This window comes from Priestia sp. SB1, from assembly GCF_038898415.1.
On record NZ_JBBJSS010000001.1, the window covers coordinates 281028 to 296903 of the forward strand.

12 protein-coding genes and 1 pseudogene are annotated in these 15876 nt (G+C 40.3%); all 13 read right to left on the bottom strand.

Features of this window, described 5'->3' with window-relative positions; genetic code table 11:
• Positions 1 to 13: 13 nt before the first annotated feature.
• Positions 14 to 970: a bifunctional riboflavin kinase/FAD synthetase gene (ribF, locus tag WKH56_RS01425; protein ID WP_048019858.1), complete on the bottom strand. Its 957-nt coding sequence runs from the start codon at positions 968 to 970 to the stop codon at positions 14 to 16.
• 28 nt (positions 971 to 998) lie between these two features.
• Complete coding sequence (gene truB / locus WKH56_RS01430) at positions 999 to 1916, bottom strand: tRNA pseudouridine(55) synthase TruB (RefSeq protein WP_342834717.1); 918 nt, start codon at positions 1914 to 1916, stop codon at positions 999 to 1001.
• Positions 1917 to 2008: 92 nt separating this feature from the next.
• On the bottom strand, positions 2009 to 2374 hold the full coding sequence (gene rbfA / locus WKH56_RS01435; protein ID WP_013058834.1) for a 30S ribosome-binding factor RbfA: 366 nt from the start codon (positions 2372 to 2374) through the stop codon (positions 2009 to 2011).
• Positions 2375 to 2388: 14 nt separating this feature from the next.
• Entirely contained in the window at positions 2389 to 2667 is a 279-nt protein-coding gene (locus WKH56_RS01440; RefSeq protein WP_013058835.1) for a DUF503 domain-containing protein, read from the bottom strand.
• Positions 2664 to 4532, bottom strand: a pseudogene (infB, locus tag WKH56_RS01445) (translation initiation factor IF-2); the annotation flags it as partial. The gene WKH56_RS01440 and the pseudogene infB, both read right to left, overlap by 4 nt.
• Before the next feature lie 22 nt (positions 4533 to 4554).
• Positions 4555 to 4854 (bottom strand): YlxQ family RNA-binding protein, encoded by a 300-nt coding sequence (locus WKH56_RS01450; RefSeq protein WP_028411400.1) that lies wholly within the window; start codon positions 4852 to 4854, stop codon positions 4555 to 4557.
• Complete coding sequence (gene rnpM, locus WKH56_RS01455; RefSeq protein WP_013058838.1) at positions 4854 to 5135, bottom strand: RNase P modulator RnpM; 282 nt, start codon at positions 5133 to 5135, stop codon at positions 4854 to 4856. The genes WKH56_RS01450 and rnpM overlap by 1 nt, the downstream gene beginning before the upstream one ends.
• Positions 5136 to 5148: 13 nt before the next feature.
• Complete coding sequence (nusA, locus tag WKH56_RS01460) at positions 5149 to 6261, bottom strand: transcription termination factor NusA (protein WP_028411401.1); 1113 nt, start codon at positions 6259 to 6261, stop codon at positions 5149 to 5151.
• 37 nt (positions 6262 to 6298) lie between these two features.
• Positions 6299 to 6769, bottom strand: coding sequence for a ribosome maturation factor RimP (gene rimP / locus WKH56_RS01465; RefSeq protein ID WP_028411402.1), 471 nt, complete (start codon positions 6767 to 6769; stop codon positions 6299 to 6301).
• Positions 6770 to 7134: 365 nt separating this feature from the next.
• The gene (locus WKH56_RS01470) at positions 7135 to 11445 is read right to left on the bottom strand and encodes a PolC-type DNA polymerase III (protein WP_028411403.1); all 4311 of its coding nucleotides are present in this window, start codon (positions 11443 to 11445) and stop codon (positions 7135 to 7137) included.
• Between the two features lie 118 nt (positions 11446 to 11563).
• The gene (locus WKH56_RS01475) at positions 11564 to 13261 is read right to left on the bottom strand and encodes a proline--tRNA ligase (RefSeq protein ID WP_063248589.1); all 1698 of its coding nucleotides are present in this window, start codon (positions 13259 to 13261) and stop codon (positions 11564 to 11566) included.
• A 104-nt stretch (positions 13262 to 13365) separates the two neighbouring features.
• Entirely contained in the window at positions 13366 to 14625 is a 1260-nt protein-coding gene (gene rseP, locus WKH56_RS01480; protein ID WP_028411405.1) for an RIP metalloprotease RseP, read from the bottom strand.
• 78 nt (positions 14626 to 14703) lie between these two features.
• Positions 14704 to 15852: a 1-deoxy-D-xylulose-5-phosphate reductoisomerase gene (gene dxr, locus WKH56_RS01485; RefSeq protein ID WP_310884074.1), complete on the bottom strand. Its 1149-nt coding sequence runs from the start codon at positions 15850 to 15852 to the stop codon at positions 14704 to 14706.
• Positions 15853 to 15876 lie beyond the last annotated feature (24 nt).

Genomic DNA, 15876 nt, shown 5'->3' on the forward strand with positions numbered 1-15876 from the left:
TATATATATTTTTTTATTTATTGTTATTTTGAATTCCTTCAAAATAAGCAAGGGCTTCTTCCTTGTCCTTTGAGATCTGACCGACAAGCTCTTCGATGCCGCTGAACTTTTTTTCTGAGCGAATCATTCGGTGCCATTTCACCGTTACGTGCTGATCGTAGATTTGCTCGTCAAATGATAATAAGTGGACTTCGATTGTTGGCTTTTCTAAATTATCGTGAAAAGTCGGCTTGTAGCCCACGTTGCACACTCCTGCATACCACTTACCGTGAAGCTGAAGCTCAACAGCATACACACCGATGCGTGGAAGTAAATACTCATCGTCTAAAGCGATGTTAGCAGTAGGAAAACCTATTTGCCTGCCTCGCTTTTCTCCATGAGTCACTGTACCTGACACTTCATAATAGCGGCCAAGCAGCTCTTTTACTCGATGCATATCTCCATTTGCTAAACTTTCGCGAATAAGCGTTGAACTAATTTTTTCTTCGCCATTTGTTAACTTATCAATTGTTGTTTGCGTGAATTTTGATCGAGAATGAAATGGTAGTATTTCCATTGTTCCTTTACCTAACTTTCCATACGTATAGTCAAATCCAGCTACCACATGCTGTACATTCAGTCCAATAATATACTGATCAACAAACTCTTGAGGCAATAGTGCTGCAAACTGTTTATCAAAATGAACGATATATAAAAAGTCAATTCCCATTTCCTCAATGAGTTTCTTTTTTTCTTGAAGCGGTGTGATCATATCAATGTGCTGCACATTGCGCCCGAGCACCACAGAAGGGTGAGGAGTAAACGTCATCACAGCACTAGCTATGCCTTTTTCATCGGCTAACTGTTTTGCTGAATTTATCACTTGCTGATGCCCTAAATGCACACCATCAAAATAACCAAGCGCTAACACTGATTGTTGAACAGCTTCTCGTTGAAAGTGGTGTGGATGTCGAATTTCAATCGTTTCCAAAACACAGTTCACCTTTTCCCTAACCGGTCTAGTCGATTGCCAACACTTTAACCGGCTTCATTAAATGTTTTTTTGTTGGGTGCTGAGCATAAATTGCTAAGCACTTGCCTGCAGAATTTATCATTAAAAAGAAGGGTTCTTTTTTTAACTCTTCATCTTCCGTACACGGCAATACCGCGCCATTTTTCACTTTCTCTGCTAATGTATCACTAATTTGAAGTTTCGGCAAATGATTAAGAGCTTCTTCGATCGAATGTAGTTTCTCATTGATCGTTTCTTCTTCTACCGCCCGTTCAATATCTTCAAATGTCACACAATCTTCGAGTGAAAACTGCCCGGAACCCGTTCGCTGCAAATACGACATATGAGATGGATAGCCAAGAGCTTCTCCAATCATCACAGCAAGCGTTCGCACATATGTACCTTTGCTGCACGTTACGCGGAATTTGAAGGAAATTTGTTCTCCCTCAAATGTAGCGCGATCATCCAGCAGTTCAAAGTTATAGATATGAATGGTTCTAACTGGGCGCTCTACTTCGATTCCTTGCCTTGCATATTCATATAGTTTTTTACCTTTGACCTTTACCGCTGAATACATTGGAGGGACTTGCTGAAGTTCTCCTGTCATCGAAGACAGCACTTCTTCGATTTGAGCACGTGAAAAAGAATCCGCTACTTTCTTTTCTTCTACAACCTCTCCGGAAGAATCTTCTGTTGTTGTAGAAAACCCGAGTGTAACTTCCCCTTCATAGGTTTTAGTAGCTCCTGTTAGATATTCTACAATCTTGGTAGCTCTACCGATACAAATAGGCAATACCCCTGTAACGTCTGGGTCTAATGTGCCTGTATGCCCTACTTTTTTAGTGCGAAGCAGCTTTCGGACTTTAAACACACAGTCGTGCGAAGTCTGGCCAGCTGGTTTATGTAAAACTAAAACACCGTCCACTCATTCTTCATCTCCTTTTCATTTAAAAAAGGGTGTCTCAGAAGCAAAAACCACTTTTGAGACACCCTTTTTTGTTTCTACATTCACTGATCTTATTCGTTCTCTTGATGGTCATCGCTTTCTTTTTTTATTTCATGAAGCAATGATTCAATTCGATTACCATAATCAATTGATTCATCAAACTCAAACGTAATTTCAGGTGTTTTACGTAAGCGAATGCGCTGACCGATTTCTGAGCGGATAAATCCCTTTGCTTTCGCAAGGCCTTTTAACGTATTCTCACGCTGCTCAGCATCTCCTAAAACAGAGATATAAACTTTCGCTTGCTGTAAATCGCCTGATACTTGAACATCTGTTACAGTCACAAAACCGATGCGCGGATCCTTGATTTTACGATTTAAAATCTCGCCCATCTCTTTTTTCATTTGTTCTCCGACTCTAGTTGCTCTTATGTTCATCTGTGTCACCCCTTTTATAACCAATCAAAAGTTGTAATGGTACGTTCAATCTCTGGAAAAGAATCAATCAAGCTTAGCGCTTTTTGCAGTTCTTGTTCCGTTGTGACACGGCTAGATGAGACTGCGACAATGCTAATTTTTGTTCGTTGCCACACATCTTGAAAATCAGTTTCTGAAACCGATACGTTAAACCGCTGCTTCAAGCGCATCAAGATGCGCTGAAGCACGGCACGTTTTTCTTTAAGAGAAGCAGCATCGTAAATTAAGCATTCACACTCCACTAGTCCAATCATTTAGGATCAATTTGCTCCATTACATATGCTTCAATAATATCTCCTTCTTTAATATCATTGAAGTTTTTAATTGTAATACCACACTCATATCCTTGAGCGACTTCTTTTGCATCGTCTTTAAAGCGTTTTAGCACATCTACTTCACCTTCAAAGATAACAATTCCGTCACGGATTAAACGAATTCCACTGTTACGCGTAATTTTACCGTCTGTTACGTAACTTCCTGCGATTGTACCAACTTTTGATACTTTGAATGTTTGACGTACTTCCACTTGACCGATGATTTTTTCAGCAAACTCAGGGTCAAGCATTCCTTTCATCGCAGATTCAATTTCTTCAATTACTTTATAAATAATGCGGTGAAGACGAATATCTACGTTTTCTACGTCAGCTGTACGTTTTGCTCCAGCATCTGGACGCACGTTAAAGCCGATAACGATTGCGTTAGAAGCAGTTGCAAGAATGATATCAGATTCTGTAATTGCGCCTACACCCGTATGGATAATACGAACATTTACACCCTCTACATCAATCTTTTGAAGAGCAGCAGCCAATGCTTCTACAGAACCTTGTACGTCTGCTTTTACGATAAGGTTTAAGTCTTTCATTTCACCTTGTTTAATTTTTTCAAATAAATCATCTAAGCTTACGCGAGATTTTTCACCGCGCTGTTGTTCAAGCTGCTTTTGAGCACGAGCTTCTCCGATTTGACGAGCTGTTTTCTCATCTTCAAATACTAAGAAACGATCTCCAGCTAATGGAACTTCGTTTAAGCCAGTAATCTCAACCGGAGTAGATGGTCCTACTTCCTTCACACGGCGGCCGATATCATTTACCATTGCGCGAACGCGGCCAAACGTATTTCCGACTACGATTGGATCACCTACGCGTAGTGTACCAGTTTGAACAAGAAGCGTTGCTACAGACCCACGGCCTTTATCTAGCTGTGCTTCTACAACTGTACCTGCTGCACGACGGTTAGGATTTGCTTTTAACTCTTCTACTTCACTTACAAGTAAAATCATTTCAAGTAATTGATCGATCCCTTCACCTGAAATGGCTGAAAGCTTACAGAAGATTGTTTCTCCGCCCCACTCTTCAGCTACAAGGCCGTGCTCCATTAGTTCTTGCATAACGCGATCTGGATTTGCTGCTTCTTTATCCATTTTGTTAACCGCAACAATAATTGGCACTTCTGCCGCTTTTGCATGGTTAATCGCTTCAATTGTTTGAGGCATTACACCATCGTCTGCTGCAACAACAAGGATTGTAATATCCGTTACCTGCGCACCGCGAGCACGCATTGTTGTAAATGCAGCATGCCCTGGTGTATCAAGGAATGTAATTTTCTTTTCATCAACCACAACTTGATAAGCACCGATATGCTGCGTGATACCGCCTGCTTCTGCAGCCGTTACTTTTGTGTTACGGATAGAGTCAAGAAGCGTCGTTTTACCGTGGTCAACGTGACCCATGATTGTAACAACTGGAGGACGCACTTGAAGGTCTTTTTCGTCGTCAATAATTTCTAATGATTCAAAAGCAGTGTCATCTACTACTACTTCTTCTTCAACTTCTACACCGTATTCTCCGGCAATTAGTTCGATAGAATCTTTATCTAACTCTTGGTTAATTGTTGCCATTACACCAAGCATAAATAATTTTTTAATAATTTCAGAAGGCTCTTTGCCTAATTCTTTTGCTAACTCAGAAACCGTTAAGCTTCCGACAAACGTTACTTTTTCCGGTAACTCTTTTGCAGCTGCTGGAGCTGGTCTACCTTTTGGTGCCTGTGACTTTTGTGCCTGTGGCTTTTTGTTACCTTTATTGTTTCCTTTGTTAGCTGTTGATTTTGTATTTTTATTCAATACTTTCACCCCCATAAAATTAACCGAGCATCGTTGCTAGCTTTTTAGCAAATCCCTCGTCCATAACGGCTACCACAACTCGAGCATCTTTACCAATCGCTTGACCTAGCGTGTAGCGATCGGGAACCATTCTAACCGAAACGTTGTAGTAAGAACATTTATCCGTTACTTTTTTCTTTGTGTTTTCAGACGCATCGCTTGCTAAAAGTACTAACTTTGCTTTTTGTTTCCGAACTTCTCTAACCACAAGTTCTTCTCCAGAAATCAATTTGCGTGCACGGTTTGCAAGCCCTAAAAAAGAGATCCACTGTTCATTCATTAGCGTGACTGTTTCTCCTTTTCTACAAGCGCTAGCAACTCTTCATAAACCGCTTCATCTATTGACGCGCCTAAATGTGTCGAAAGCACATTTTTCTTTTTCGCCAATAAAATTGCTTCTTTATCCTTGCTTACATAAGCTCCGCGCCCGGACTTTTTACCCGTTACATCAACTGAAACGTCGCCTTCTTTTGAACGTACAACGCGTACTAGCTCTTTTTTAGGCTTCATTTCTCCAGTGGCCACACATTTTCGCATCGGGACTTTTTTACGATTGTTCACCTTGGCTCACCTCTTATTCCATATCTTCATCTGAATCAAATGCATGTTGACTTACTAGCATATCATCGCTGCTTTTTACAACCATACCTTCTTGCTCAGCTTCTGATTGACTTTTAATATCAATTTTCCAGCCTGTCAGCTTAGCGGCTAGACGTGCATTTTGTCCACGCTTACCAATTGCAAGTGACAGCTGATAGTCAGGAACGATAACAGTTGTTGCTTTTTCATTTTCATCTACAATCACATCTACTACCTTAGATGGACTTAGGGCATTGGCAACAAATTCAACTGGGTCATTTGACCAGCGAACGATGTCAATTTTTTCACCTTTTAGTTCATTCACAACAGCCTGTACGCGCTGACCTTTTGGCCCAACACAAGAGCCGACCGGATCTACTTCAGCATACTCAGAATGAACAGAGATTTTTGAACGGTCTCCAGCTTCGCGAGCTACTGATTTTAATTCAACTGTACCGTCATAGATTTCCGGAACTTCTTTTTCGAAAAGACGTTTTAAAAGACCTGGATGCGTACGTGAAACATAGATTTGTGGTCCTTTTGTTGTTTTTTCTACTTTCGTAATATACACTTTAATACGATCATGAGGTTTATACTGCTCATTTGGCATTTGCTCGCTTTGAGGAAGCAATGCTTCAATTTTGCCAAGGCTCACGTAAATGAAGCGAGAATCTTGACGCTGAACAATACCTGTCATAATATCTTCTTCACGATCGCTGAACTCTGAGTAGATAACGCCGCGCTCCGCCTCACGAACACGCTGTGTAACAACTTGTTTTGCTGTTTGAGCCGCGATGCGTCCAAAGTCTTTTGGCGTTACTTCGATTTCAACCACATCGTCTAGCTGGAAGTTAGGGTTGATTGTTTGTGCTTCTTCAACCGAAATTTCTAGACGTGGATCATATACTTCATCAACCACATCTTTGCGAGCAAACACGCGCATTGAACCTCTTTCTAAATTTAAATCAACGCGTACGTTTTGCGCTTGGTTAAAGTTGCGTTTGTAAGCAGAAATTAGCGCTGCTTCAATTGCTTCAATAATTACATCTTTGCTAATGCCTTTCTCTTTTTCAAGAATGACTAAGGCATCAAATAACTCACTGCTCATCGTTGGATAATCCCCCTTTAATATTGGCCCCTACACATTAAAATACAATCGCTAATCGAGCAAAAGCGACTTTGTCATATGGTAAAATCACCGTTTTTGTGCGTGTTTTGATACGAATAGATAATGTGACAGTTTCTCCGTCAAATGATTGTAATTCGCCTTCAAATTCTTTTGCACCTTCAATTGGTTCATATGTTTTTATGTATACATGCTTACCAATTGCACGTTCAAAATCTTTATCTTTTTTTAATGGGCGTTCCGCACCAGGCGATGATACTTCTAAAAAATAGTTATGAGGGATTGGATCTACTGCATCCATTTTCTCACTCAATTTTTCACTTACTGCTCCGCAGTCTTCGATATCCACGCCGGTATCAGAGTCGATAAACACACGTAAAAACCAATCTTTTCCTTCTTTTACGTATTCAATTTCAACAAGCTCTAAATTCATTTCCTCTAAGATAGGGGAAACCATTTCTTCCACTGTTTGTTTTACATTTTTACTCATTCTAATCCTCCCTTCGAGACATTGCATGGTATGTTTAGGTTACGCGTTTTTTATGTCTCTTATATCAAAAAAGAGTGGTTTATTTGCTATTTTTATTTTGCACTCTATTAAGAGGTCTAACCTACTAGAGTGGAAATGTTGTCATTTGTGTTGCAGGATTTTAAACGTCACATAATAAATCAATCATGGTGATTGAAAATCTACAGAAAAAACGAATCATGCTAGAAGCCGATTCGTTCTCCATACTACTTACTATGACAGTAAGTTCATATCAATAAGAAAGAGCGGGTTTCCCCACTCTTTCTCGTCCGTATCCTTAGCATTTCCACAATTACTATATCATAACCGCTTATTTTATGCAAATGTTAGAAAAGAGAAAGCTGGTTCTGATCAGGTAATGATTCAAGGCATCCATGGTTGTCTAGATACTCTAAAATCGTCTTCGATACTTTGCCTCGCTGCTGCAAGTCTTCTTTCGATAAAAACTCTCCCGTTTCACGAGCTTTTACAATGTTCAGCGCTGCATTTGTGCCAAGACCAGGAATGGCATTAAACGGTGGAATTAAAGATGTGCCGTCAATTAAAAATTCGTCTGCGCTCGATTCATATAAATCTACTTTTTTAAATGAATAGCCTCGTTCGCACATTTCCAAAGAAAGCTCAAGCACCGTTAATAAGTTTTTCTCTTTAGGAGATGCATCTAAACCTTTGGCATTGATTTCTTCCATCTTCGCTCGAATGGCAGTTGATCCTTTAATCATTGTATCAATATCAAAGTCATCTGCACGAACCGTAAAGTATGCTGCGTAATAAAGAAGCGCGTGGTGCACTTTGAAATAAGCAATACGCACGGCCATCAATACATAAGCAGCCGCATGGGCTTTAGGGAACATGTACTTAATCTTTTTACAAGAATCAATATACCAGTCCGGAACACCATTTTTGATCATTTCTTCTTCAAATTCAGGTGTTAGCCCTTTCCCTTTACGCACAGACTCCATAATTTTAAAAGCAAGTGAAGGTTCAAGACCTTGATAAATTAGATAAACCATGATGTCATCACGACAGCCGATTACTTCACTTAAGTTGCAAATATCATTGCGAATTAGCTCCTGCGCATTACCAAGCCATACGTCCGTCCCGTGCGACAGTCCCGAGATTTGAACAAGTTCTGAAAACGTCGTTGGCTTCGTATCTTCTAACATTTGACGCACAAAGCGCGTTCCAAATTCAGGTATGCCAAGCGTTCCTGTTTTACACATAATTTGTTCTTCTGTTACGCCAAGTGATTCCGTTCCACTAAAAATTTTCATCACTTCAGGATCATCCGTTGGAATTGTTTTTGGATCAATTCCACTTAAATCTTGAAGCATGCGAATCACGGTCGGATCATCGTGTCCGAGTATATCAAGTTTTAATAAATTATCATGAATCGAATGGAAGTCAAAATGAGTTGTTCTCCATTCGGAATTACGGTCGTCAGCTGGAAACTGGATGGGTGAAAAATCAAAAATATCCATATAGTCCGGTACAACAATAATTCCTCCTGGATGCTGACCAGTTGTACGTTTTACGCCCGTACATCCTGCTACTAAACGATCCACTTCTGCGTTTCGTAAATGTAAATCACGGTCACCAGCATAGCCTTTTACATAGCCATAAGCTGTTTTTTCGGCAACTGTACCGATTGTTCCCGCACGGTATACATTATCTTCTCCAAACAGTACTTTTGTATAGTTATGAGCTCGCGGCTGATACTCTCCGGAGAAGTTCAAATCGATATCGGGAACCTTGTCTCCCTTGAATCCTAAGAACGTTTCAAACGGAATATCGTGTCCATCTTTAATAAACGGTACGCCACAATCGTCGCAGCTTTTGTCCGGCAGATCGAATCCAGAACCTACGGAACCGTCATTAAAAAACTCGGATTTCTTACATTTTGGACACACATAATGCGGCGGCAGTGGGTTTACTTCTGTAATTTCCGTCATCGTCGCAACAAATGAAGACCCTACGGAACCACGTGAACCAACTAAGTAACCATCATTTAATGATTTTTTAACGAGTTTATGCGAGATCAAGTAAATAACGGCAAACCCGTGGCCGATAATACTTTTCAACTCTTTCTCTAGACGAGCTTCTACTACTTCAGGCAGCTCTTCACCGTAGATGCTGCGTGCCATCGCATAGCTCATTTCACGCATTTCTTCGTCCGCACCTTCAATTTTCGGCGTATATAAATCATCTTTAATTGGTTTAATATCATCGATCATATCGGCTATTTTTTGCGTATTATGAACAACAATTTCTTTCGCTTTGTCCCCATCTAAAAATGAAAAACAATTCAGCATCTCATCCGTTGATCTAAAGTGAACATCCGGCAGCTGATGACGGTTTAAAGGATTAGCCCCGCCTTGTGAACCAATTAAAATTTTTCGGTAAATTTTGTCTTCCGGATTGAGATAGTGAACATTTCCTGTTGCTACAACCGGCTTTCCAATCTTTTCACCAAGCTTCACAATATTGCTAATAATATCTTTTAAGGCTTTCTCATCTCGCACTAAATCTAGTTCAATTAAGTGCTTGTAGTTGTCAGGAGGCTGTACTTCGATGTAATCATAAAATTCAGCTACTCCTTCTACTTCATCAATTCCTTTTTGCATCATGCCTTCGAATACTTCGCCTCGGTCACATGCGGTTCCAATCAAGATGCCTTCGCGATATTTGTCGAGCTGAGATCTTGGAATTCGCGGAACTCGATAAAAGTAATTTAAATGAGAAATCGAAACAAGTTTAAATAGATTTTTTAATCCTACGTCGGTTTGTGCTAAAAGAGTCGCATGATAAGGACGGGCCCGCTGATAGGCATTCCCTTCTCCCATATAATCATTTAAGCGATCATGCATTGTAATTTCCCGTTCAAATGCATCTTTCAGCATTTTATTTAACAAATAGCCGGTTGTTTCCGCATCATAAATCGCGCGGTGATGCTGCACAAGTTCAATATCAAACTTTTTAGCAAGAGTATTCAAACGATGGTTTTTCATATGCGGATACAAAAATCTTCCGAGTTCAAGCGTATCAATAACGCCGTTAGCTGCTTTTTCCAACCCGATTTTTTGCAGTCCCATATTTAAAAATCCCATATCAAAGCTTGCATTGTGAGCAACTAAAATACTGTCACCCATCCACTCGTGAAAATCACGAAGTACTTCTGAGATTTCAGGCGCATTTTGGACCATATCATCTGTAATACCTGTCAGCTCAATTGTTGTTGCAGACAGAGGATGATGAGGATTTGCAAACCGTTCAAATCGATCGATGATTTCTCCTTCTTTCATCTTCACGGCAGCAAGTTCAATAATGGTATCGTATACGGCTGACAAACCGGTTGTTTCGACGTCAAATACTACGTAAGTTGCTTCTGTCAAATCCACATGCTTCGGATTATAGGCAATCGGCACGCCGTCGTCTACTAAATTAACTTCCACTCCGTACAGTATTTTAATGCCGTTCTTTTTCCCGGCTCCATATGCTTCAGGAAACGACTGTGCAACCGCATGATCAGTTATCGCTACAGCCGGATGTCCCCATTTTTTAGCTTGTCCGACTAAAGCTCCAACAGATGAAACGGCATCCATTTGACTCATTGGCGTATGCAAGTGAAGCTCCACACGCTTTTCATCTTCAGGCGCTGTATCTTGTCTAGCAGGACCGGTAATCTCGTTGACATCATTTCCAATCATAACTAAATCACGGACAAATGTATCATTTTGTACACTTCCGCGAACCTTTACCCACATTCCTTTTTTAATCGCTTGAAGTAAAGGAATATCTTCTTTGTCACGTGAAAACATTTTAACCATAATAGAGTTTGTATAATCTGTCACTTTAAAAATAAGAAGCGTACGTCCGCTTCGTAATTCTCTAGTTTCTGCATCAAATACGTATCCTTCAACGGCAATTCGCTTTTCTTCATCCACAATGGAGTCTAGGCGAACCGTCTCGTCTTTAATCGTATATCCAATTGTAAGCGGACCTTTTGGTAGGTCTGGTCCATCACTTTTTTCATTTTCTTTATTTTGCATTTCTGTGATGGCTTGTAATACTTTTTCTGTATCTTCTTGTTTTCGTTGCTCTACAAACTGCTGAAATGCTTCTTCTGAATGTACAACTTCCGTCATTAGCTGAAGGTTCGGAAAGCCATAGGACGCATACTGATCAGCAATTAACTGACTGTACTTTTTACGTAAAGCCGTTCCTTCTGCATCATGTCGTGCGTTCACAATCAATTTGGCACCGTTCAATCTCGGCATTTGATCTTGTAAAAGCGACTGTAAAAGCGGGGATATTCCCTGCATTTCTCCAATACAATGCTTCCAATATGACTGTACATGCTCTTCCGTACATTCTTTATTAACGGTTTGAATAGAAAAAGAAACACTCGCAATATGAGAAAAAGCTGAAGACATGCGAGCATGGAATAACTCATAGATCTCAAAAGGTAATAACCCTTCTAAAGAAAAATGAAAATGCCATTTTTTTTGTTCTTTCTGAATGACGAGCTTTTCAATCGCTGCGTTTTCAAAATAAGGAACAATTTGATCACTCGTCAGCTCTAACTGCTGCAGCAGCAACTTAAAACGCTCTTTTTTTCCTAGCGTTTGTGCTTCCAAGTTTTCTGCCTCCTTTTATAAATGAGTGCAATCTATTTTAACATAAATGACTTCTATTCTGTCATATGTTCTGTTTATAAACATAAAAACAGCAGGGATACAAATCCCCGCTGCTTCATTACTTCGCTAGCAGTTCTTTCACTGTTGAAACAAGATTGTCAACTGACACTTCTAGTGACTCCCCAGTTTTCCGTACTTTTACTTCTACAATTCCTTCAGATGCACGTTTACCAACTGTTACTCGAACAGGAAGACCAATTAAATCTGAATCTGCAAATTTTACTCCTGCACGCTCTTGGCGGTCATCTAACAGCACTTCAAAGCGATTATCTAATAACTCATTATATAATTTCTCACCTAGTTCACGCTGTTCATCATTTTTCACGTTAACTGGAATAACGTGCACTTGATAAGGCGTAACAGCCTCTGGCCATAGAAGACCGTTTTCATCATTGAATTGTTCTGCAATCGCAGCTACTGTACGAGAAACACCGATACCATAGCAACCCATAATCATTGGCTGGCTGCGTCCGTTCTCATCTAGATACGTTGCTCCCATCGCTTCACTGTAGCGAGTTCCTAGCTTAAAGACATGTCCGACTTCAATACCTTTAGCGAACTTAATAACACCTTGTCCATCTGGTGACTGATCTCCTTCTTGGATGAAGCGGAAATCTTCGTAAGTTGCATTAAAGTTACGTTCATTCACATTTGTATAGTGATAACCTTCTTCATTTGCTCCGCATACACCGTTAACGATTGCTTTTACCGCATGATCAGCTACCACTTCTACTGAATCACTTACACCAATCGGTCCTACCGAACCAACTGCGCATTTTAATGCTTCTTTTGTTTCTTCTGGAGTTGCCAGTTCAACGACGGAAGCTTCAAAATAGTTTTTCACTTTAATATCGTTTACTTCGTGATCCCCGCGAACAAGTACAAGCACAAAACGATCATCTACTTTAAATAAAAGGGACTTGATACAAGAAGTCGCTTCAACATTTAAGAAAGCAGCTACGTCTTCAATGCTATGCTGATTTGGTGTTTCCACTTTTGTTAATTCTTTTTCAGCTTCATCTGATTTTTCATACGTATTTACAACCGGTGCCATTTCAACATTTGCTGCATAAGAAGATGTATCTGAATAAGCAATTGTATCTTCCCCGATTTCAGAAAGAACCATAAATTCATGCGTATCTTTTCCGCCCATTGCACCTGAATCAGCGATAACCGCACGGAAATTTAATCCGCAGCGCTCAAAGATGCGGCTGTAGGCAGCAAACATTTTATCATACACTTTATCTAAACTTTCTTGAGAAGCATGAAACGAATATGCATCTTTCATAATAAATTCACGACCGCGTAATAAGCCAAAGCGTGGACGTTTTTCATCGCGGAACTTCGTTTGAATTTGATATAAATTTAGCGGTAAACGTTTGTATGACTTCACTTCGTCACGAAGCAAGCTTGTGATAACTTCTTCGTGTGTTGCTCCCAAAGCAAATTCACGGCCGTGACGATCTTTCATACGCATTAACTCAGGCCCATATGAATACCAGCGGCCAGACTCTTGCCACAATTCAGCTTGTTGTAAAGCAGGCATCAATAATTCGACAGAACCTGCACGGTCCATCTCTTCACGAACAATTTGTTCAACTTTTTGCAATACACGCTTACCAAGCGGTAAAAAGCTGTACACGCCGCTTGCATTTTGGCGCATATAACCTGCGCGCAATAGAAGCTGATGGCTTTTTATATCCGCATCAGCTGGCACTTCTCTTAATGTAGGAATCAATGTAGAACTTTGTCTCATAACCTCGCACCTCTTTGCTTACTTCTCTATCTTATTTTTTAAGGCGGACCATGCCGCAATTTTCATATAATCAGCGAGGGAATATCCCTCGCTGAGCGTATGTCTTATAAAAAGAACTTTTGAATATCGTTCCACGTTACAACGAGCATCAGCAGCATTAATAAAGCAAAACCGATAAAATGAACAATCCCTTCTTTTTGACGATCAATTGGCTTACCGCGAATTCCTTCTACAGCGAAGAATAATAGTCGTCCTCCATCTAAAGCAGGAAGTGGAAGCAAATTGACAATCCCTAAGTTAATACTTAAAACGGCTGCCCATTTCATTAGGTAATAAATGCCTGACTGTGCTACTTGATCGGTTGCTGCGTAAATACCTACAGGACCAGAAAGCATATCCAGTTTGAACTGTCCTGTCACAAGCTTCCCAAGGCCCGTTAAAATTTCTTTCATCCACGTATATGTTTCAGTAGCTCCGTGCGTGATCGAACCAATGAATGACTTTTCAACCGGTGCATATACGCCAATTAATCCAATTGTCTGTTCCCCAACCTTGCGGCTTTCAGGTGTAATTGGAATATCTAGGGTTTTGCCGCCGCGCTGAACCGTGAATGTAATTTGCTGTTCAGGATGTTTTTGAATTACTTTTACGACATCATCCCACGTTGAAACACTTTGTCCATCAATTGCTTGAACTTTATCTCCTTGTTTAAGTCCCGCATCAACGGCTACTCCATCTGATGTTAATTTGCCCATCACAGGTTTGTCAACAACATATCCTTGAGAAATCCCAAGAACGATAAAAATAACAAAGGCTAATATAAAGTTCATTAGCGGACCAGCGAAAATGGCTAGCGCACGCTGACCAAGAGTTTTGGAAGCAAACTGACGGCTGTAAGGTGCAATTTGAATGTCTTCTCCGTCCATAACAAAGTAAGATTCTTCTGCTACCTCGAATTTTTGCAGATGTTCATCTTCACCTTCTTCATAACCTGAAATAAATAGATTATGCTCTAAGTCTGCTTGCTCTACCTCAATAACTTTTGCATTTGGATGCTGTTCCTTGTTATTAATAATGACTTTATTTACTTTGCCTTCCTTATCAAACATGAGGCCCACCATTTGACCTGGCTTAACTTCAATCATTTCCGGGTCTTCTCCAGCCATTCGAACAAATCCACCTAGAGGCAGTAAGCGAATGGTATAAACTGTTTCATCTCGTTTAAATGAAAAGATTTTGGGACCAAACCCAATGGCAAACTCACGGCATAAGATGCCTGCACGCTTTGCAAAAACTAAATGACCAAGCTCATGAAAGAATACAAGAGCTCCAAAAATGACGACAAACGCAATGACTGTGTTCAATGGGTATTACCCCCTTCATGTAATAGAGTCAAACCTCCACCCACCAAAAATAAGGGAGTGGCTTCTCTCGCACGCACATTATCGAGAGATGGCGGATCTAACAAACTCTCTTGCTTCTAAATCTACTTCTTTAATAGTAGATAAACAAGGTTTCTGTATTACAGTATGTTCATTCATTGCTTTTTCAATCACATCTTCAATTTGTAAAAATGTAATGTGACCATCTAGAAAGGCTTGAACAGCTTCTTCATTAGCTGCATTTAAAACAGTCGGAAGTGTTCCACCCGCTTTGCCAGCCTCAAATGCAAAAGCTAAACAGCGAAAACGCTCTTCATCCATTTTAGCGAAGTGAAGCTGACCAATATCCGCCAAACTTAAACGCTTGGTGTCAGGCAAAGACATGCGTCTTGGATACGTTAACGCGTATTGAATTGGCACGCGCATATCGGGCGTTCCAAGCTGAGCAATAACGCTTGTATCAGAATACTCTACCATAGAATGAATGATGCTTTCCTTATGTAACAATACATCAATTTTCTCATAGGGAAGATCAAAAAGCCAATGTGCTTCAATCACTTCTAGTCCCTTATTCATCATCGTTGCCGAATCAATTGTAATTTTAGCTCCCATTGACCAGTTTGGATGATTTAACGCATCTTCAACCGTTACTCCCTGTAGTTCTGCTCTCGTCTTATCTCGAAAGCTCCCTCCAGAAGCCGTTAAAATTAAACGGTCTATTGCTTTTTGATCTTGCCCTTGCAAACTTTGAAAAATAGCTGAATGCTCACTGTCTACCGGTAAAATATCAGCGCCATATTCCTTGGCTGCTTCCATGACAAGGTGACCAGCGGTAACAAGTGTCTCCTTATTTGCAATAGCAATTGTTTTTCTCATTTTGATTGCTTCTAGCGTAGGAGTCAACCCTACACTTCCAAGAACAGCGTTTACCAACACTTCTGTAGAAGGATGAGTTGCTACTTCCACAAGTCCTTCTTCTCCATAAACAAATCGAATAGAAGGGAATTCTCCTTGCAGTGACAGACAATCTTCTTTCTTCATTACAGAAACAAGGGCTGGCTTACACTGCTGAATAATCTTTCTTGCTTCGTTAATATTTCGACCTACAGAGATTGCTGAGAGCTCAAAATGCTCAGGATGCGCTCGAACAATATCAACGGTTTGAGTACCGATTGAACCTGTAGCTCCTAACAAGGAAATTTTCTTCAAGTATATTCACTCCTATTAAAACAA

Excerpts from the sequence above, each read along its gene's own strand:
- rbfA (WP_013058834.1), bottom strand. The coding sequence starts at position 2,374 with ATGAACATAAGAGCAACTAGAGTCGGAGAACAAATGAAAAAAGAGATG.
- WKH56_RS01440 (WP_013058835.1), bottom strand. The coding sequence starts at position 2,667 with ATGATTGGACTAGTGGAGTGTGAATGCTTAATTTACGATGCTGCTTCT.
- WKH56_RS01450 (WP_028411400.1), bottom strand. The coding sequence starts at position 4,854 with ATGAATGAACAGTGGATCTCTTTTTTAGGGCTTGCAAACCGTGCACGC.
- nusA (WP_028411401.1), bottom strand. The coding sequence starts at position 6,261 with ATGAGCAGTGAGTTATTTGATGCCTTAGTCATTCTTGAAAAAGAGAAA.
- rimP (WP_028411402.1), bottom strand. The coding sequence starts at position 6,769 with ATGAGTAAAAATGTAAAACAAACAGTGGAAGAAATGGTTTCCCCTATC.
- WKH56_RS01475 (WP_063248589.1), bottom strand. The coding sequence starts at position 13,261 with ATGAGACAAAGTTCTACATTGATTCCTACATTAAGAGAAGTGCCAGCT.